The following is an 18,783-nucleotide window of genomic DNA, read 5'->3' on the forward strand; positions in this document are numbered from 1 at the left end:
AAACTTCATCCCTTAGTAGCGTAGTTGCTGTGCAACATCTAAAGTTGCTTGAGTAACTTCAAATATTTCTTCCAATGGAATAGGAGCATATCCTGATTCAATGCCATTTATAAATGCTTTTACTCCATTTAAATGCCCTTTATCTTGGCTTCTTAATTTCATTTTTTTGAAATTTGACCATCCGTATCCATATAACGTTTTAAAATTATCAAGCGAGAGAATTTTCCCACCGACAAATACTTCAAGCTTTTCTTTAGGATATGATTTATGGCCATTAGCAAAATAATGAACTGTTCCAATAGAACCGTCTTCAAATGTGATAGTAATGGTCGCCTTATCATCAGTAACTTCGCTACTTGTATCACCAATTTTTATCCCTTGAATCGATTTAATCTTACTTCCTGCTAAAAATCTTAATAAGTCAATAAAGTGGCACGCTTCACCAATAATACGTCCACCACCTACTTTTGGATCTTGCGTCCAATGATCGGCAGGAATGTAGCCAGCATTAACAAGCATAACCATTGTCTTAGGTTGTGCGGTAGTATCAAGCAATTCTTTCATTTTTTGAATATGTGGAGCAAATCTCCGATTAAAACCGACCATTAAGATTTTGTTGTCGTAATTTAATTTTTTCAATTCCTCTAGCTCCTCATGAGTTAAACAAAGCGGCTTCTCAACAAAAACATGTTTACCCGCATTGATAGCTTCTTTTACATAATAAGCATGCGTATCGTGTCTAGTTGTAATAAATACAGTATTTATGGAGGAATCGTTAATTACTGTTTGAGCGTCCGTTGTGGTTTGCTCAAAATTAAACCTTTTACCTACATGAACTCCATTGATTCCCCCACTACTTACAATTGTTTTTAATTGGACATCTAGTTTTTTCATAGCAGGGAGAAGAGTTTGATTCGTGTAATTTCCTGCACCTATAACCCCAATAATCGGTTTTTGAGGAGAATAAGTAACTTTCTCTCTTAGCATTACTGTAGTATTAGGAACAAATTCCCCATTAAATTCAGGATATTTCAGCACAATTCCAATTACTGACTTATCCTCCGATAAAGTTCGATATGCTTCTACAGCCTCATCAATTGAAAACACTTTAGAGATAAGAGGCTTTACATTTAATTTACCTTCAGCCATCATATCGAGGACGGCTTCAAAGTTTCTTTGCTCTGTCCAACGAACAAATCCAAATGGATAATCCTTTCCTTTTTCCTCATATTCAACATCATAACGCCCCGGTCCATATGAACAAGATACTTGAAAGGTTAGCTCTTTCTCATAAAAATCAGACCGTGAAAGCTCGAGTCCTGTTACGCCAACTAAGATAATACGACCACGCTTTCGGCACATTTTTGCAGCCTGACTGACCGGTTCACTACTTTTTGTAGAAGCTGTAATAATAACCCCATCTACTCCTCTCCCATTTGTAAACTTCTGAGCATATTCTACAGGATCGATACCGGAAGAAAGATTAATGGCTTCAGCTCCAAAACTTTTTGCCAAATCTACTTTATTTTGGTCAAAATCTGTAGCTAATACTTTACATCCGTGTGCCTTTAATAATTGAACTGTAATCAATCCTATCAGTCCAAGCCCTATAACAACAAAAGTCTCCCCAAGAGTAGGCTGAGCTAAACGAATCCCCTGTAATCCAATTGATGAAATAACTGTAAATGCCGCTGATTCAAAATCTACATTATCAGGTATTTTTGCACATAAATTCTTAGGCACACATACCACTTCGGCATGAGGTCCATTAGAAACAACACGGTCTCCAACCTTAAACCCTTCTACACCTTCACCAACCGCAACTACAATTCCCGCATTTGAATAGCCAAGTGGGAGAGGCTGGTCAAGTTTTGTTCTCACGGCATTAATAGTAGGTTGGAGACCGTCTGTTTTAATTTTATCGATGACTTGTTTTACTTTTTCGGGCTGTTGACGAGCTTTTTGGAGATAACTAGCTCGTCCAAAATCTACTAACATTCTTTCTGTTCCAGAAGAAACAACAGAAGCAATTGTTTTGATCAGTAGTTTACCTCTTCTTATTGATGGCGTAGGTATCTCCTCTATTTTTGTTTCACCTGAATTTAAATTCTGAAGAACTTGTTTCATTGTTATTCATCCTCATAACATAAATTTTTCTATTTCATCTGATAAGTGTCTAAAATCATTCTCCCAATATAAAGTCCCTTTTATTTTTTTGATATTATTAACGTACAATTCTCGATTTTTCAAAATTTTTATCACTGCATTATACAATGATTCCGTATCACCTGGAGAATAAGTTTCACCAATACGATAACGATAGATAGAATCCACTAAAGTAGGATTGTCGCTGGATAATACTGGAATATTTGAATATATATAATCATATAGTTTATTCGGTTCGGTATAGTCAGTAGCGATTGATCTAAAATGTGGTATTAGACCCATTGAGTATTCAGAAAGGACTCGAAACAAATCTCTATTACTAACTGTATCTTGTACGTTTATATATTTCTTATAGTCTTTTCCTAATTCACTTTCTAAGGTATTTTTCACCCTAGCTTTATCAAAAGTAAAAATATCTAACTTTATTCCCAATTCTTCATATAATCTTACTATTGTTCTACATATAGTTTTTAAATCTCTTATATTTTCATTATAAGATCCTATATAAACAATCTTGTTATTATCTTTTTTACATATAGGTAAGTCTTTATTATATATTTTTAAAGGGATATTCCTTATAGGGATAATTTTCTCCTGATTAATACGATGCTTCTTTATAAGTAAATTCTTGCTATGCATACTAACTGTTGTAATAATATTAGCTCTAAATAATGCTTTTTTTTCTACATAATTAAAAAAGTAGTATAACACACTGTTTATAAGCTTGTTTTTTGTAATCGCCTTAAAAACCTCAGGATAATTATCTGCAACATCAATTATGAGTTGTGCATTATATTTTTTAGATAATTTATAACCTATATAGCTTTGAAACAAATCTCTTACTATTATTAACTTCGGTTCTATATTATTCTTATCTATTAATCTATAAAGTTTTCTTAGACGATGGTAAGAATATGGATTAAAATCAAAAAAATTCCCTTTTCCAAAAACTTCAAAATTCATTTTATTATCGAATGTACTCACTTTTTTTTGTTCTTTTCTGCAGGAAAACACATAAACATTGTAACCTAGCTCGTTTAAACTATTTACCCATTTTAAAACTCTTTGCTGAGGAAAAGCATTCGTTAAATATATTACATCTGTTTTCATTATTATACTCACCTTAATTCCTTTATTAATTTTGCAGGTGTTCCAGCAATTAGAGAGGTGCTGGAAAAACTTTTTGTTACAACTGAATTTGCACCAACAACAGACTCTTTATGAATTGAAACTCCTTTCAAAATAGTCACTTTAGTACCAAGCCAAGTATTTTCACCAATATATATATCTTGACCAACAGAATTTGTAAATCGTGTATCGTGATCGTGATCGACTATATAGCAAAACGCTGCGCATTCTGTCCCATTATCTATCTTAATATTTGAAGAAGAACTGATAATAGTATAATCACCAATTAATACATCATCTCCCAAGATAATTTTCCCATCCCTAATAACATTAAAACATACCCCCTTCTGAATTCTGCAACGGTTTCCAATTACTATATTTTTAGGATTCCCTCTAATTATAATTTTAGAGAGAAACAGATTATTTTTCCCAATCTTTACTCCTATTAATTTTAAGAAAAATGTATATATAATACTAAAAATATGAATATATATCTTTCTAGCTATCATATAAATGCTATTCATTTATAAAACCTCTCTTTTTAACTTATTTAATAGATACAACAATATTAAATTCACAAAAAAAGGGAATAATAATCTTAAAAATGTTGCTGTGCCAAAACCGGATTTTAAGTATAAAAATAACGAAGGCAATAAAAATACTGACAACAGAAAGAAAATACTATTATTAGTAGTTCTTTGATACCTAAATACTAATCCTAAAAAGATTCCTATCATGAATATTAATATTATTGTTCCGAATGGTCCAAAGTTCATATAAAGTTCCCCAAATAAACTAGGATTTTGTCCTGTACCTCTTAGATATTGATCATGATTAAATAAGTAATTGTATACAGCTGAACCTAATTCTGGCTTATTAGGAAAGATACTTCGAGGTATCACCATTGTTATAGAAGCAAATAAAGTTTTCCCACCTAAAAAATGATGGTTCGAAGGCATATTCTCCATTACCACCCCTAAACCATCCAAAAAGCTTGTCCCACCATTCATGATAGTATTAATTAAAAGAGTTTTATAGTTAGCAGCAAAATAATTCCATGAACCCGTAGGCAAATACACTCTAAAATAAGCAAAATAACAAATATAAAAAATTAAAAATAAAATTCCATACTTTAAAAAGAATTTAATACTATAATTGCTTTTTCTATGTTTTTCTTTAATCATAATATAGCTGAAAAGAATCAAAAATATTAACATCCTGCTACCAGTTAATAAACAAAGTCCTATAGAAATTAAGAATAGTATCTTTACTTTAGTATATTTTAGGATATTCATATCATTCGCATAAAATATTAGAATAGATATACTGAGAAAACATAAACCAAAAAAAGCCCAACTTAAACCAAGGAAATTTTCGGTTCTATTTGATAATAATTTTATAAAGTTTTGAGGACCACCAAAATAAAGCAATAAGAAAATTACATTTCCAATAGAAATAAAAGCATTAAACCAAATTATCCTAAACACAAATTTGTTATCTTTAATATTTAGAATATAGTCCTTAGTTATTCTTACATTTAAACCTATAATTAAACCTATAACTAGTACCGAAATTAAGATAATACTAAAGATAAATGAGTAAACTATAAAATCATTCGAAATACCCATTTTGTTTTCAACATGATATAAGTAATAAAATCTAATTATATAGCCGATAATGAAGATAAAAAATAAAAAACTTACCGGGTTTATGAAAGTGTGAAACTTTCGTTTAAAAAAATACAATAAAAATAAGGATATTAATAGAGATACTATAGTTAATGACTCTATTGGGTAAAAGGCGATGAGAACAGATACTATAAATACTAATTTAAATAATAATAATTTATGAATTAGGTTATTATAAGTTTTGTTTGTAGTTATCTGGAACATGTATTCTGGCCTCTCTTTATCAAATTTAAAGCTAATCTTTTTATTGTATCTTTTTCTCTTTTAGAGATTAAGAATATAGAGAAAAAATTACTATTAGTTTGTTTTATATAATAAATGTATATAAATAAAAATGACACTGAATATGATAAAGAAGAAGCTACCGAGGCACCATAAATTCCATAAACAGGAATTAAAATAAGATCTAAAGCTATTGTTGAAATTAAACTAAAGAAGGTTGCATACATTCCCCAATTAGCATTATATTCCACAGAAACAACATGATATATTATTCTAAATAAAGCAATAAAAAACATCCCTGGAACTAACAATAAAAAAGCTATATAAGCGTATGAATAATCAGTTCCAATAAGATAAATAATCTTATCTCCAATCAAAAACATCACTAATGAACCAATAACAAGCAAAATTAAGTTTAATTTTATTATAAGATTCACCATAACCTTTTTATCATTCTCTGCTAACCTTGGAAGTTTAGAGTAAACCAGTAAACTTATTGTTTGGGATATCTTTCCAAACGAATCAGCAAAGTTTACGGCAAGATTATAATTTCCTAAAAGTTTTAACGGTAATAATTTACCAATAAGTAAAGTATCAAGCCTATAATTTAAGAAGTTCATTATTGATGCAAAGTACATTTTGATACCAAAACTAAATATATCTTTTACTAAATCGTTTTTTAAACAAACTAAGAAACCTTTGTAATAACTTTCTGAGGATTTTAGCAATTTATTATGTACAGTTATTATCATTATTATTGAAGTTAAGAATTGACCGAGAAAATATAAGTTAATCGATATAATTAAATTCACATCATCCAATATGAATAATAGCACCAAAAGAAAAACAGTAGTAATAATAACGGGTAAATTATTAAATATAAAATAATAACTTGATTTATCATTTCCTAAAAAAATAAAAGATAAAAAATAATTTAAGAGTAAAAAAGGAACAGTTAACAAGCTAAAAAACAATAATATATTTGGTAAATCTGAGTAAATCAAATTCAAAATAAAAAATGATAAACATATTATTAAAGGACTTATAGACACTGTATACGTTATTACAAAATAATATGCAAAATTATTATTTACAATTTTTTTTGAAATATGATAACTTATCGAGTGTCCTAATCCCAAATTAAATAAAAGAGATAATAATAAAGGAAGAATAATTAATAAATTATAAAGTCCAAAACCATTTGAATCTAACACTTTTGCAAATGCAAATTTATTAATAACTGTTACCAATAAAGAAATGGCTTGAATTATTAATGAAAATGATATCTCCTTTAGAAACTTCATATACCTTCTTCTTACCTCTTTTTTAAATTTTTTCTTAGTGTATAAGACCTTTTTCTTTATAGAAATAAATAAACTATGATTCGAGCAATCAACTGATCAAATTAGACAACCTACTTGTAGTTTTAATAAGACAACCAAAAATAGAGCTACCTTATTTTGAAGTACCCCCTATCAAGTAGACAAGAATAAAAAAGCACATTTAAGCAGCCTAAATCTTTTTAAACTTTATATCATATATTTTTCATATTTTCTCTATAGAAAAATCCCCTCCATGGTAGACAAGATTAATTGGCTTTCTTTTTCTTTCTACTATTATAAGGGGATAGTATCATTTTTGAGATACCTCATATTTTTAACTAACTTGTTAATTATTTTATTAATCGTTCGAGTAACTTTTCAAATAAAATTGGATATCACCTTACCTATGTTGATATTCGAACATTCTAACAGCTTTTGGATTGGATTTTTTTCGAAACCAAGATGCTCATCCAGTTATTAAACATATGGGTTAAATCATGCATTGACTAATATCTGCAGAAAACATAAACCTAACTTTTTAGGATTAGTTCATGATTCAATAATAGTTTTAATTAGTAATCCAAATCAACATCAAATACTTCTGTCTTTCTACACAGGAGTATCTTTGATTCGCTGAGTATTCACAAGAGGATATCTAATAACCTTCTCCAAGATATTAGAGACGCACTTTCCCATAAAGATATGAGTAACACCCTATTCTTCTTCCAAACACTTAAAGAAATAAATCTTCTATAAAAAGAATAGATTTTTATTAGATATATATTAATTACTTAACCACAGGATTATACATACAACAATAATCTTAACATGGACATCTAAAATATCACAAACATGGCAACAAAAATCTATGATTATTATTCCTTACTGCTATACTCGTATACAGGAAAATAGATTTAGGAGTTAGATAGTCACTGTTCGTCTTCATCCTTCCAGCGGAATCCATCATATAAATGAATATAGGACATCCATACAATGAATACACAAGGATAAATGCTATCAAAATGTTATTAATTTCAATTTATCGTTAGCAATCCTCAACAATCTCTCTCTAACCTCTTCTTTGTCCATCTCTTCAAACTGTTCCATAAAATCGTGCAGAATTTTTTCGTCCACCGCCGTTGCTTTCCCAATAAATATTTTCGGAAACACTTGCTCTGGATGGACTTCGTTTTCGTTAAGCAACTCTTCAAACAGCTTTTCGCCAGGACGAATGCCGGTAAATTCGATGCCGATTTCTTCGACGGTGTATCCCGATAGTTTAATCAAGTTTTTCGCTAGGTCGACGATTTTGACTGGTTCGCCCATGTCTAAGACGAAGATTTCGCCGCCTTTGGCAAGCGCGCCAGCTTGAATGACGAGCCGGGATGCTTCCGGAATCGTCATAAAGTAGCGCGTCATATCCGGATGGGTGACGGTGACGGGACCACCTGCTTTAATTTGCTTTTTAAATAGCGGAATGACGCTGCCGCGGCTTCCCAAGACATTTCCAAAACGGACAGCGACAAATTTCGTCTTGCTCTGCTTGTCCAATTGTTGAATCATCATTTCCGCAAAGCGTTTGGTCGCTCCCATCACATTGGTTGGATTGACGGCTTTATCAGTCGAAATTAATACAAAGGTTTGGACACCAAATGTAGCGGCCGCTTCGGCGACGTTTTTCGTGCCAAAAATGTTGTTTTTGACCGCTTCTTTCGGGTTGTATTCCATTAACGGAACGTGTTTGTGCGCCGCTGCGTGGTAGACAACATCTGGCTTATGTTCTTCCATCACTTCAAACATGCGCTCGCGGTCTTGAATATCGCCGATCACTGGGACAATATCGATTTGATCTTTATATTGATTGCGAAGTTCCATGTCGATTTGATAAATGCTGTTTTCCCCGTGACCGAGTAGGACGATTTTTTTCGGATGAAACCGGCATACTTGGCGGCAAATTTCCGAACCGATCGAACCGCCAGCTCCTGTGACTAAAATGACTTTGTTTTCGATGTAGCTGGAGATGCTTTCGATATCAAGTTCGACCGGTTCGCGGCCAAGCAAGTCTTCCACTTGGACATCGCGGAATTGGCTGACAGATACTTTCCCGGTCACAATATCTTCAAGTTTCGGAACAATTTGCGTTTTTGCTTTTGTTTTTGCGCATTGTTCAAAAATGCGATTCAGTTCTTTTTTTGTCAATGACGGAATCGCAATAATAATGTGCTCAATGCGTAACGCTCGAACGACATCTTCGATATCTTTCGTCGTTCCCATCACAGGAATGTTAAAAAACTGCAATTTTTGTTTATTAGGGTCATCATCAATAAACGCAATTGGCTTTAGTTCCGCTTCAGGGTTATTCACTAATTGCCGCGCGACCATCATTCCCGCGGCTCCCGCGCCGATAATCAGCGTCCGCCGTTTATTTACATTTGGTTTTATGTAACGGTCACGAAACACTCTCCAAACAAACCGCGAACCACCGATGAGAATAATGTGGATCATCCATGTAATCATCAACGCACGGACATAAATATCTTGAAAGGCGGAAAATTGCACGATCGCTGTTGTGATAATCGAAAACGTGACCGCCTTAATAATCGCCGTTAATTCGCTGATGCTTGCGTACTCCCATGCTTTATGATACAGGCGGTATAGAAAGGCAAAAATATGATGGCTCATAAGCAACGTCAGCGCCGATAAAAGCACCGATTTGTATTTCCATATTTGTATTCCTGGATGTAGTGTAAACAAGCTGACGTAAATCGCCGTTAACACGATCAATGAGTCCAATATCATTAAAAACGTTAATCGTTTTCGATATGCCAACGCCCTGTGTCTCCCTTCGTATAATAGAAACGAGCCATGTTCGCGATGGCCCGTTATGATGCATTCGTATTATTTTTTGTTTCCGCAACGATTTTCTCCATAAATGCGAGTAAATCGTCTCTTAACTCCTCATTCTGCAACGCAAACTCAATCGTCGTCTTAATAAATCCGATCTTTTCTCCGACATCGTAGCGCTTGCCTTCGAATTCGTAGGCGAAGACGCGCTGGATTTCGTTTAGTTTTTGAATCGCGTCGGTAAGCTGGATTTCGCCACCAGCACCGACTTCTTGTTTTTCAAGGAATAAAAAGATTTCCGGTGTAAGTATGTATCTTCCCATAATCGCTAAGTTGGACGGTGCGGTGCCTGGTGCCGGTTTTTCAACGAATTGGCGGACCTGGTAGCGGCGTCCGTGCTGTTCGAGCGGGTCGATAATGCCGTAGCGGTGTGTTTCCTCATCAGGCACCTGTTTGACGCCAATGACCGAGCTAAATGTTTGTTCATATTGGTCGATTAATTGTTTTAAGCACGGCGTTTCCGCTTGAACGATGTCATCGCCCAAAAGGACGGCGAACGGTTCGTCGCCGATAAAATTGCGCGCGCACCAGACGGCGTGGCCGAGCCCTTTCGGTTCTTTTTGGCGAATGTAGTGAATGTCGACTTTCGACGGCTCTTTTACTTTTTCGAGCAAGTCCAGTTTCCCTTGTTTCATTAGTATGTGTTCAAGTTCATAGGCGTTGTCGAAATGATCCTCAATCGCCCGTTTTCCTTTCCCTGTGACGATAATAATATCTTCGATACCAGAGGCAATCGCCTCTTCAACGATGTATTGAATCGTTGGTTTATCGACAATCGGGAGCATTTCCTTAGGCATCGCTTTTGTTGCCGGCAAAAATCTTGTTCCGAGCCCCGCCGCTGGAATGATCGCTTTGCGTACTTTTTTCAATGAACAACCCCTCTTTTCTATGTATGGATAACAAAAATATATGAATTTAGTTTTAGACTATTCACGGCAATAGACCAAAACTAAATCCATATAAAACCGGGCATCTAACCCGCCCTCACACCACACCCTCGACGACTGGCGTCTAAGGTGGCAGGACCGTCATCGTCCCCACCCACGGCATGGCCGAGTGCCTCCATTGATAACGGTAAGGAGACATCACCGCGAAAAGTGGAGGCGGCTTGCTTATCCCCGAAACGCGCTGGAGGGCCTGCGAGGAGGCTGTTGCCGCCGCAGCAGGACCGAAGCGTCGCGAGGGGATAGCCGCCGGAACTAGACATCACCGAAAAGCTGAGCCGCCCCAATTTCGCCTAAAAGCGGCCCGCGTCCTGCGGGCAACGGCGAAATGTCGCCATCCTGGCTCCCCGAAGCGAAATGTTCTTCGACCGTGGAAGTGCTTGTACTTCAAGGGCGAAGATTATTTGGCGCAAGAGAGCTAGGAGGCGAAGCTAGACACACCGAAATCGAAAAGCGTAGGCGACTGCCCAGCCCCGAGAGGTGCTGGAGGGCCCGCCGCCATAGCGGAGCCGAAGCATCCCGAGTACCGAAAAGCACTAACATCTGCCTACGCTCTATAAGCTTCCACTTCACATACATTACCATTATTCTGCCATTTTTTCATCCATCTTTAGTCCCTACTTTTGCCATCGTTCGTAAAAATCAGCAGTAATTCGACAAAAACAGGAGAAAAAAATATGCTTTATGATAACAGAGTTACCATAAAACATATTAAAACAGTCCTAGAAGCTTTTTCTTTTTTATTCGCTCTGGCTCTTCGCGGTACACCGCTTGTCCGCGGATGAGAAGCTCGGCGTTTTCCTGGAAGAAATACACAGCTTCGATGCCGAATTCTTTGTTAATGACATCATATGCTTCCCGCATACGGAACGGCCGGGTTGTCGTGTTGTGGGCATCGGAAGCGATGAAATGCGCTAAGTTCGCTTCAATCAGCTGCAACGAAAATTTTTTGATGTTTTTTCCGAAATGCCCTGATACGCTCGAGGCCGTCAGCTGCGTGAGCGCGCCTCGTTTGACCAATTGGTAGAGACGCTCTGGACGTTCGATGATTTCTCCATTTCGTTCTGGATGCACAATAATTGGAATAAAGCCTTTTAGCTGTAAATCAAACAATAGCTGTTCAGCATAACGGGGAACGTGATCGGCCGGAAATTCGATGAATACATACGAAGTATCTGCCAGGGTCATCAGTTCGTTTGCTTCCAGGTCTGTCAATAAATCCCCATAAATGCGGACTTCCTGCCCCGGCAGTACTATAAGCGGAATATTGTGCTGCTTGATGATATCGTTCAATTGGGCGACTCGTGCAATAATGGATTGTTTCGGATTGTCATATCTTCCGTTTTTATGATGGGGAGTCGCGATGATGGTTGTAATTCCTTCCTTCACCGCGGCACGTGCCATTTCTATCGCATCTTCGATTGTTTGCGCGCCGTCATCCACACCGGGCAAAATATGACTATGTATATCGATCACCGCCAACTCCTCCTTATCTTTCGAGTGACTAAACAGCCATTTATTATGGTAACATAGGAAAATGGTGCTATCAATCGGTATTTTTGTCGAATTTTGTCGAAATATATGAATATTATGATTAATAATTCCTATTACCTTGCTTCTTTCGGTTGTACTCCGTGAAAAAACCCTCTATAATCTTAATAGTTAGTTCATCGAATTATATAGCTAAAGGAAGGTTGCATATGAGAGCAGAACGTCGAAAAAAGAAAAAAAAATGGCTGCGCTGGATTGGCGCGATTGCCGCTGCCCTTCTCATTGGTGCGGGAGTCTTCGCCTATTCAGTGTATCACAACATCAAACAGACGGCCAATCAAATGCATGAAGATGTCACTTGGAAATCCGATAAACGCAACGAGGAAGTATCGTTTGCGAAAAAAACGCCGATTTCGATTTTGCTGATTGGGGTGGATGAGCGGAAAGGAGACAAAGGCCGCGCCGATTCCCTGATTGTGATGACGGTCAATCCGAATAAACAGTCCATCGAAATGGTTAGCGTTCCCCGCGATACGAGAACGGAAATTATCGGCAAAGGAACAAAAGATAAAATCAACCATTCGTACGCCTTTGGCGGCGTGGAGATGACGATGGCGACCGTCGAACATTTTCTAGACATTCCGATTGATTATTACATTAAAGTCAACATGGAAAGCTTCCGCGACATTGTCGATGCGGTCGGCGGGGTGACGGTGGACAACCCGTTTGCGTTTACGTATCAAGGAGTGTACTTCCCAAAAGGCAAAATTACGCTGGACGGGGAGAAAGCATTAAAATATTCGCGCATGCGCAAAAACGACCCGCGCGGCGATTTTGGGCGGCAGGACCGCCAGAAGCAAATTATTCAAGCGATCATCGAAAAAGGGGCAAGCTTTTCGTCGCTCGCCAATTATAGCGATGTGCTAACGGCAATCGGGAAAAATATGAAAACGAATTTAACGTTTGAGGAAATGAAAGAAATTCAAACCAATTACAAAGACGCCCGCCGCCATATTGAGCAGCTTCATATTACCGGAAAAGGAACAAAAATTAACGGTATTTATTACTTGCTTGTCCCAGAAGAGGAGAGACTAGCTATTTCGAATAAATTAAAAGGGCATTTAGAATTGAAAACGGCATCGTAATAGCAAAAGCGTACCTCCCGATATAGAAAGGTACGCTTTTATTTTGCGATGAAATAGCCGGCTAAGAAGTCCGCCCAGCGCTTTTGGCCGTCTTTCGTCGGCAAGTCGGTGTCCGGATCGACGTATTTGTTTAGTTCATTGCTTTTGTAATCCGGCCATGCTTGCCAGTGGTCAATGTATATGTATCCTTTTTCTTTCGCAAACGTTTGAAACTGTTTAACCTGCTTTGGATAATAGACGGCATTGTCAATCGGATTCGGCGGCTGGAGCATTATCGTAACATCAGGAAGCGCGGCGGTGATCGTTTTTATCATCGTATCGATGTGCGCTAGCGTATCGTTGATGTCAATGACGCCGTTATTGTTTAATAAAAACGGCTCCCATAATACCATATCCGGTTTTTCTTTGATCAGCTGCCTGGCGATGTTTTCATCTATTGCCTGTTTCGTTGTCATTCCTTTATATTCTTTGACGACGACTTGAAATACTTTGTTGCCGTATGTAGCGTCAAGCTGCTGCTGGAGTAGCGCCGGCCAGCCGTCCTTGGCAGCAGGAGTCGCTTCCGAACCGGCAATGACAAGGCGCAGCGGACGGTTCGTTTCGATGGCGCGCTTGATTTTTGCCTGCACTTCCGCAGGCAGTTTTTTGGCATAGGCCATCCGCTTTTGGGTAGCTTGAAACTTGGTTGCTTCCGTCATCGCGTGGCGGACGGTGGCGTCGATTTTTTTCTGCCAGTACAGATGCCCGGCAACGATAAAAGAGGTGCAGCTGATGATAAGCAGCACGGCCAGCAAAACATTTCTCACGATTCATCTCCTCCATCATGCCAAAGGCTTCCCAATCATTAGGAAGCCTTTTGTTATTTATATTGGTAGTAGTAATACTGCCCTTGGCGATATTTCCGTTTGTTCAGCACGACGCCAAGCAGTTTTGCGTTCGCTGCTTCGAGCAGCTCTTTTGCCTTGACTGCCGCTTCGATTTCCGTTCTGCCGCTTTCGATGACCAGCACCGTCCCGTCGCATTGGTGCGCCAAAATTTGCGCGTCCGTTACCGCTAATACTGGCGGTGTGTCAAACACGAGCAGATCAAACGATTCGTACAGCTGCTCGATGCATTGTTCCATCATTTTGGAGCTGAGAAGCTCGGCCGGGTTTGGCGGAATCGGTCCTGATGTCAACACTGACAAGTTTTCCACATTTGTTTCCTGGCACGTTGGCAAGAGCGGCGCCGAGCCTGTGAGAACATTGGTCAGCCCCATATAATTGTTGAGCTGAAACGTATAATGCACCGTCGGCTTGCGCAGGTCGGCGTCAATCAATAGCACTTTTTTTCCTTGCTGGGCAAAGGCGACTGCCAGGTTGGCCGCCGTCGTCGATTTCCCTTCTCCCGTACCGGCTGATGTCACCATAAGGGAACGCATCGGTGCGTCGACAAACGAAAACTGCACATTGGTGCGAATCGTCCGGTACTGTTCGGAAATCGGCGATTTCGGATCTTCAATGGTAATTAAGCTGCGTTCCAGTTTTTTCGTTTGCTTTTGACTGCTACGAGCCAATGGTTTCACCTCTTGTTTTCGTCATGCTTATTTGTTGTTTTGCTTTTTTCGATCCTTCCGTAGAAATGATGCTTACCGCACCAAGTACTGGCAAGCCAAGATGTTTTTCGACATCTGTTTCTGTTTTGATCGTGTTATCCAAATATTCTAGTAAAAAGGCAAGCCCCACGCCAGTCATCAAACCAACGACGAAGGCAATCGCCATGTTTAGCAGCGGTTTCGGCTTTACAGGCGTCTGGTTTTCTTTGACTTCTGCCTTCGACAGAATCGTGACGTTGTCAATATTCATGATTTTGACAATTTCGTTTTTAAACACATCCGCCGTTTTGTTGGCGATTTTTGCGGCCATTGCCGGATCCGGATCTTGAACGGTCACGGAGAACACTTGCGAGTCTTTTTCGCTTGTGACTTGGATTTGTCCGTTCAGCTCGTCCACCGTACGGTCTAAGTTTAGTTCTTCTTTTACTTTTTCGAGAATCGTCGGGCTTTTGATAATGACGCTATACGTATTAATCAACTGCAAGTTCGTTTGGATTTCGTTATAGTTATAGAGCTGCTGTTCCGATTTGGCCTGGTTGACTAAAATTTGCGTTGATGCCTGGTAAATCGGCGTTAACACAAAATAGCTGACCACGCCGCTGACGATGGTCGCCAGCGCGGTAATAAGCACGATGAGCCATAGACGTTTCCGCAATGTTTCGAATAGTTCGCGCAGGCTGATAGTTTCTTCCATAATAACGACTATACCTCCTAGCAAATAAGTCCGTTGCGTTCAAAAGCCACATGCATGACACCTTACTAATTATAAATGATTGGGACACATATATCTAGTGGGCTCATTTTCCTAGTCCGCGCGCGTTGCCAATAACAAAAGTGCTGCCGACCAATAAATAAGGTTGCCCCGTTTGGATGAGGCAACCTTGTTTTTGTTTCATTATTCGTCTTTATTGTCTTTATCGTTTGTATCTTGCGGATCTTCGATCGGATCTTCACGATCAGGAACTCTATCGTTTTCATCGTCGCCAGGTCCGTTATTGGTGTCGTCGCCCGGCGGCAGTTGATCGTTTTTATTGTCGTTGAGATCGCCGTTATTGTTGTTATTGTTGTCGCCTGGCAACATATCGTTGTCATTATCGTTGTCATTGTTGTCGCCCGGCACCATATCGTTGTCGGCGTCATCGCCTTGGTTAATGTCGTCCGCCGGGTTCATATCCCGATCGTTGATGTTATTTTTGTTATTTTGATCGACGTTGTCATTTCGATCGACATTGTTGTTTGGCGGCGGCGGATTATTGTTGTCTCTGTTTAGGTTGCAGCCTGCCGCGAGCATGATGGCGACGAAAACGCTAAACAGTCTAAATAATAAAAACCATTTTTTCTTCATCGCTTCTTCTCCTTTCTGTGAATGTTGGTGACCTTATGTAAAGACCGGTCCTTGCTTATGTTTCCCAGAAAGGAGAATTTCATGCATTGGATGTGGAATGCTACATCATTCACTTGGAGTCTTTGAGTTCGGTTTCTTGGGCGAGGGAGCGATAGGAGAGGGTTTCCATCATTCGCTTATATGGATTTCATTTTCCATGTATCTCTCGATATGTCCACGATGCTTTGCGAAAGTTGCCTTAAAAGCAGCTTTCCCAAACAAAACAAACAGGCTCTCCTTTCATCGGTGAAAGGAGAGCTTCGTTTCATTCGCCTTGCTTATCGCCGAGGGCAAACATGAGCTCGGTTTCGCAGACGAGTTCGCCGTCCACCGTTGCGACGCCTTTGCCTTTGCCGATCGCGCCACGGGCGCGGATGATTTCGACTTCGAGGCGAAGCTGGTCGCCTGGTTTGACTTGCTTTTTAAAGCGGCAGTTGTCGATGCCGGTGAAAAAGGCGAGACGGCCGCGGTTTTCTTCTTTTTTCAGCATCGCCACGGCGCCGACTTGGGCGAGCGCCTCGACGATTAAGACGCCAGGCATAACAGGATATTCCGGAAAATGGCCGGCGAAAAACGCTTCGTTGGCGCTGACGTTTTTGATGCCGACGGCGCGTTTTCCTTCTTCGATTTCAAGAATGCGGTCGACAAGCAAAAACGGATAGCGATGCGGAATGATCGCTTGAATTTGTTGGATATCAAGCATATCTATGCCACCTTTCTGTGATGATGCAGAAAAAGGAGAGCAGCTGCCTCCCAACGATGATTATTGCTTTTCGTATCTTTTTCGACGATATCGATGATGTGCTGCCATGTGGAGCGATGGAACACATCGAACGGATTGCCGTCGCCGATGACGCCATAGCCGATCATGGCGCCGGCGGTAAGGCTGATGGCCATCAGTACGGCGACGATGATCAGGCGCAGCCAAATCGGAATGAGGCGGGTGCGTCGAAAGCGGCTCCTCCGCTCCGCCCGTGTTTCTTCCTTGCTTACTTCTTCTGTTTGGGCCTGATTTTCCTCGAGCTGTTGTCCTTTCATACGAATTTCTCCTTAAGTGGAACGAATTCCGTTAATGAGGCCGAGCATTTGCTCAGAAAGGGAAATGGCGCGGGCGTTCAATTGATACGCGCGCTCGGTGATCATCATCTCGGTCAGTTCTGTGCCAAGATCGACGTTCGACCGCTCGAGCGCACCTTGCATCATGGCGATTTGCCCGCGCAAATTGCCGGTCATGTTGACCGCCACATCGGCTGTGTTGACGTTTAATGCATTAAGGTTTGGCATGGTAAATACGTTGTCCCCGGCCGACTGCAATAGCTGCGGCCGCAAGATCGCCGTAACGCCGAGATTGGCGCTTGCTATGGCGCGGCCGTCGGGAGCGAGGGCGGTAAGCGTGCCGTTATTGGAAATCATGATATCTTTGAATCCGCCCGGAAGCACAATCGGCTCGTTGTTTTCATCAAGCACCGGGCTGCCGTCGCTAGTGACGAGCATCCACTCATTTTCGGCAGATGGCGTTAAATAAAACGAGCCCGCTCTGGTGTAGCCGATTTCCTGTTCGCCGTTTCCTCTTTGGATGAGCACGCGGAAAAATTGATTTTCTTTGGTGAGCGCCATATCCAAGGCGCGGTTTGTTTTCACTAGCGCCCCTTGTGTGAGCACGACATTCGTCTCGGCAAGGCGCGCGCCGACACCAACACGCACGCCGTTTGGCGTCAGGCGGCTGCCGCTGTCATCAGGAAAATTCGTAAACTGCTGGGCAAGCAATTCGGCGAAATTCGTGTTGCGCCGTTTAAATCCGGTCGTGTCGCTGTTGGCGATATTGTTGCTGATGACGTCGAGCTGCTTCTGCAGCTGATTCATGGTATTGGCGGCGGTGAGCATCGAACGTAACACGTGCATGTCCCCCTCATCCTTATCTCAGGCGGCCGACTTCGTTGACGGCTTTATCCATGCTGCGGTCATAGGCTTGTACAATTTTTTGGTTTGCTTCAAAGGCGCGGTACGCGGACAAAAGCTCTGTCATGGTGCGGTCAAGATCCACATTGGATCGTTCGATAAATCCTTGCCGGAGCGTATAAGTCACATTCGGATTGCCAAGCGCGCTCGGCAACATCCCGTTGTCGCTGCGGAAGAGGCCATTTCCTTCTTTCACAAGCGTATTTGGGTTGGCCGCCAATGCGATATTGATTCTTGCGATGCGGTTACTCCCCGCTGTGATCGTACCGTCCGTGCTGACGGTGAAATCCGCGCTTGGCAGCTGGATGCGCCGGCCGTTTTCATCTAATACATACCATCCATCGTTCGTTGTTAAAAACCCTTGCGGATTCATGGTAAAATTGCCGTTTCTTGTGTAGCGGATGTCGCCGTTTTCATTTTGCACGACAAAAAAGAGCTCGCCTTGCTGCCCCGTCGCTGCATCGACCGGAAGCGTTCCGTTGACTAAAGCAATATCGGTTCGCTGCCCCGTTTCTTTTATATCGCCTTGGCGGAAGTTTGGAATCAGCTCCTGCATATAAACACCGGTGTTGAACGGCCCAATTGCCGGCTGCAATAGAAACGAACGCGGTGTTTTGGCCGATACGTTCGCTGCGTCCAAACGGGAAAGAAGCAGTTCCGGAAACGCGCGCAAGGCCGCTTGGTCGGCTTTATACCCAGGCGTATTGGCGTTGGCGATGTTGTTCGTTAGCATTTCGACGCGGCGCTGCTGCGTCAGCATGCCGCTTGCCGCTGTATACAATCCCCGCAACAAGGAAGGTCACCTCGCTTAGGCTAGGTTTACTATCATTATAAGG

At 40.4% G+C, this 18,783-nt stretch carries 17 protein-coding genes; 1 reads left to right on the top strand and 16 read right to left on the bottom strand.

The window, feature by feature from the left end:
• Nucleotides 1-12: 12 nt before the first annotated feature.
• The 8 genes from HT574_RS07230 to HT574_RS07265 form a co-directional block, all read right to left on the bottom strand.
• A complete protein-coding gene (locus HT574_RS07230; RefSeq protein WP_175244054.1) occupies nt 13-2,127 on the bottom strand; it encodes a bi-domain-containing oxidoreductase in 2,115 nt (704 codons plus the stop codon).
• Between the two features lie 12 nt (nt 2,128-2,139).
• Nucleotides 2,140-3,276, bottom strand: a complete 1,137-nt coding sequence (locus HT574_RS07235; RefSeq protein ID WP_175244055.1) for a glycosyltransferase — start codon at nt 3,274-3,276, stop codon at nt 2,140-2,142.
• Between the two features lie 8 nt (nt 3,277-3,284).
• Entirely contained in the window at nt 3,285-3,818 is a 534-nt protein-coding gene (locus tag HT574_RS07240; RefSeq protein WP_175244056.1) for an acyltransferase, read from the bottom strand.
• Nucleotides 3,819-5,186, bottom strand: coding sequence for an O-antigen polymerase (locus HT574_RS07245; RefSeq protein WP_175244057.1), 1,368 nt, complete (start codon nt 5,184-5,186; stop codon nt 3,819-3,821).
• Nucleotides 5,174-6,508, bottom strand: a complete 1,335-nt coding sequence (locus HT574_RS07250; protein WP_175244058.1) for an oligosaccharide flippase family protein — start codon at nt 6,506-6,508, stop codon at nt 5,174-5,176. Before HT574_RS07250 ends, HT574_RS07245 begins: the two co-directional genes overlap by 13 nt.
• 1,035 nt (nt 6,509-7,543) lie before the next feature.
• The gene (locus tag HT574_RS07255) at nt 7,544-9,355 is read right to left on the bottom strand and encodes a nucleoside-diphosphate sugar epimerase/dehydratase (RefSeq protein ID WP_175244059.1); all 1,812 of its coding nucleotides are present in this window, start codon (nt 9,353-9,355) and stop codon (nt 7,544-7,546) included.
• Between the two features lie 53 nt (nt 9,356-9,408).
• Nucleotides 9,409-10,299 carry a UTP--glucose-1-phosphate uridylyltransferase GalU gene (gene galU, locus HT574_RS07260; protein WP_175244060.1) on the bottom strand — a complete coding sequence of 297 codons (891 nt, stop codon included), beginning with the start codon at nt 10,297-10,299 and terminating at the stop codon, nt 9,409-9,411.
• 786 nt (nt 10,300-11,085) lie between these two features.
• Nucleotides 11,086-11,850: a tyrosine-protein phosphatase gene (locus tag HT574_RS07265; RefSeq protein ID WP_175244061.1), complete on the bottom strand. Its 765-nt coding sequence runs from the start codon at nt 11,848-11,850 to the stop codon at nt 11,086-11,088.
• 224 nt (nt 11,851-12,074) lie between these two features.
• Between HT574_RS07265 and tagU the strand changes: the two genes are divergently transcribed.
• The gene (gene tagU, locus HT574_RS07270; RefSeq protein WP_175244062.1) at nt 12,075-13,010 is read left to right on the top strand and encodes a polyisoprenyl-teichoic acid--peptidoglycan teichoic acid transferase TagU; all 936 of its coding nucleotides are present in this window, start codon (nt 12,075-12,077) and stop codon (nt 13,008-13,010) included.
• A 38-nt stretch (nt 13,011-13,048) separates the two neighbouring features.
• Here the strand turns inward: tagU and HT574_RS07275 are convergent, their stop codons facing one another.
• The 8 genes from HT574_RS07275 to HT574_RS07310 form a co-directional block, all read right to left on the bottom strand.
• Complete coding sequence (locus HT574_RS07275; protein WP_175244063.1) at nt 13,049-13,816, bottom strand: SGNH/GDSL hydrolase family protein; 768 nt, start codon at nt 13,814-13,816, stop codon at nt 13,049-13,051.
• A 53-nt stretch (nt 13,817-13,869) separates the two neighbouring features.
• Nucleotides 13,870-14,574 carry a CpsD/CapB family tyrosine-protein kinase gene (locus tag HT574_RS07280; protein ID WP_375154091.1) on the bottom strand — a complete coding sequence of 235 codons (705 nt, stop codon included), beginning with the start codon at nt 14,572-14,574 and terminating at the stop codon, nt 13,870-13,872.
• Nucleotides 14,555-15,298, bottom strand: coding sequence for a YveK family protein (locus tag HT574_RS07285; protein ID WP_175244065.1), 744 nt, complete (start codon nt 15,296-15,298; stop codon nt 14,555-14,557). The genes HT574_RS07280 and HT574_RS07285 overlap by 20 nt, the downstream gene beginning before the upstream one ends.
• A gap of 201 nt (nt 15,299-15,499) precedes the next feature.
• On the bottom strand, nt 15,500-15,949 hold the full coding sequence (locus HT574_RS07290) for a hypothetical protein (protein WP_175244066.1): 450 nt from the start codon (nt 15,947-15,949) through the stop codon (nt 15,500-15,502).
• 304 nt (nt 15,950-16,253) lie between these two features.
• Entirely contained in the window at nt 16,254-16,691 is a 438-nt protein-coding gene (fabZ, locus tag HT574_RS07295; protein WP_042406693.1) for a 3-hydroxyacyl-ACP dehydratase FabZ, read from the bottom strand.
• Nucleotides 16,692-16,693: 2 nt separating this feature from the next.
• Nucleotides 16,694-17,026, bottom strand: coding sequence for a DNA-directed RNA polymerase subunit beta (locus tag HT574_RS07300; protein ID WP_254698609.1), 333 nt, complete (start codon nt 17,024-17,026; stop codon nt 16,694-16,696).
• A gap of 12 nt (nt 17,027-17,038) precedes the next feature.
• Complete coding sequence (locus HT574_RS07305; protein WP_175244067.1) at nt 17,039-17,884, bottom strand: flagellar hook-basal body protein; 846 nt, start codon at nt 17,882-17,884, stop codon at nt 17,039-17,041.
• 19 nt (nt 17,885-17,903) lie between these two features.
• Nucleotides 17,904-18,740: a flagellar hook-basal body protein gene (locus HT574_RS07310; RefSeq protein ID WP_175244068.1), complete on the bottom strand. Its 837-nt coding sequence runs from the start codon at nt 18,738-18,740 to the stop codon at nt 17,904-17,906.
• Nucleotides 18,741-18,783: the final 43 nt, after the last annotated feature.

Source organism: Parageobacillus sp. VR-IP (genome assembly GCF_013357975.1).
Lineage (GTDB): Bacteria > Bacillota > Bacilli > Bacillales > Anoxybacillaceae > Saccharococcus > Saccharococcus caldoxylosilyticus.

Coding starts and splice junctions, on each gene's coding strand:
- HT574_RS07230 (WP_175244054.1), bottom strand. CDS start 2,127: ATGAAACAAGTTCTTCAGAATTTAAATTCAGGTGAAACAAAAATAGAG.
- HT574_RS07235 (WP_175244055.1), bottom strand. CDS start 3,276: ATGAAAACAGATGTAATATATTTAACGAATGCTTTTCCTCAGCAAAGA.
- HT574_RS07240 (WP_175244056.1), bottom strand. CDS start 3,818: ATGAATAGCATTTATATGATAGCTAGAAAGATATATATTCATATTTTT.
- HT574_RS07245 (WP_175244057.1), bottom strand. CDS start 5,186: ATGTTCCAGATAACTACAAACAAAACTTATAATAACCTAATTCATAAA.
- HT574_RS07250 (WP_175244058.1), bottom strand. CDS start 6,508: ATGAAGTTTCTAAAGGAGATATCATTTTCATTAATAATTCAAGCCATT.
- tagU (WP_175244062.1), top strand. CDS start 12,075: ATGAGAGCAGAACGTCGAAAAAAGAAAAAAAAATGGCTGCGCTGGATT.
- HT574_RS07285 (WP_175244065.1), bottom strand. CDS start 15,298: ATGGAAGAAACTATCAGCCTGCGCGAACTATTCGAAACATTGCGGAAA.
- HT574_RS07290 (WP_175244066.1), bottom strand. CDS start 15,949: ATGAAGAAAAAATGGTTTTTATTATTTAGACTGTTTAGCGTTTTCGTC.
- fabZ (WP_042406693.1), bottom strand. CDS start 16,691: ATGCTTGATATCCAACAAATTCAAGCGATCATTCCGCATCGCTATCCG.
- HT574_RS07300 (WP_254698609.1), bottom strand. CDS start 17,026: ATGAAAGGACAACAGCTCGAGGAAAATCAGGCCCAAACAGAAGAAGTA.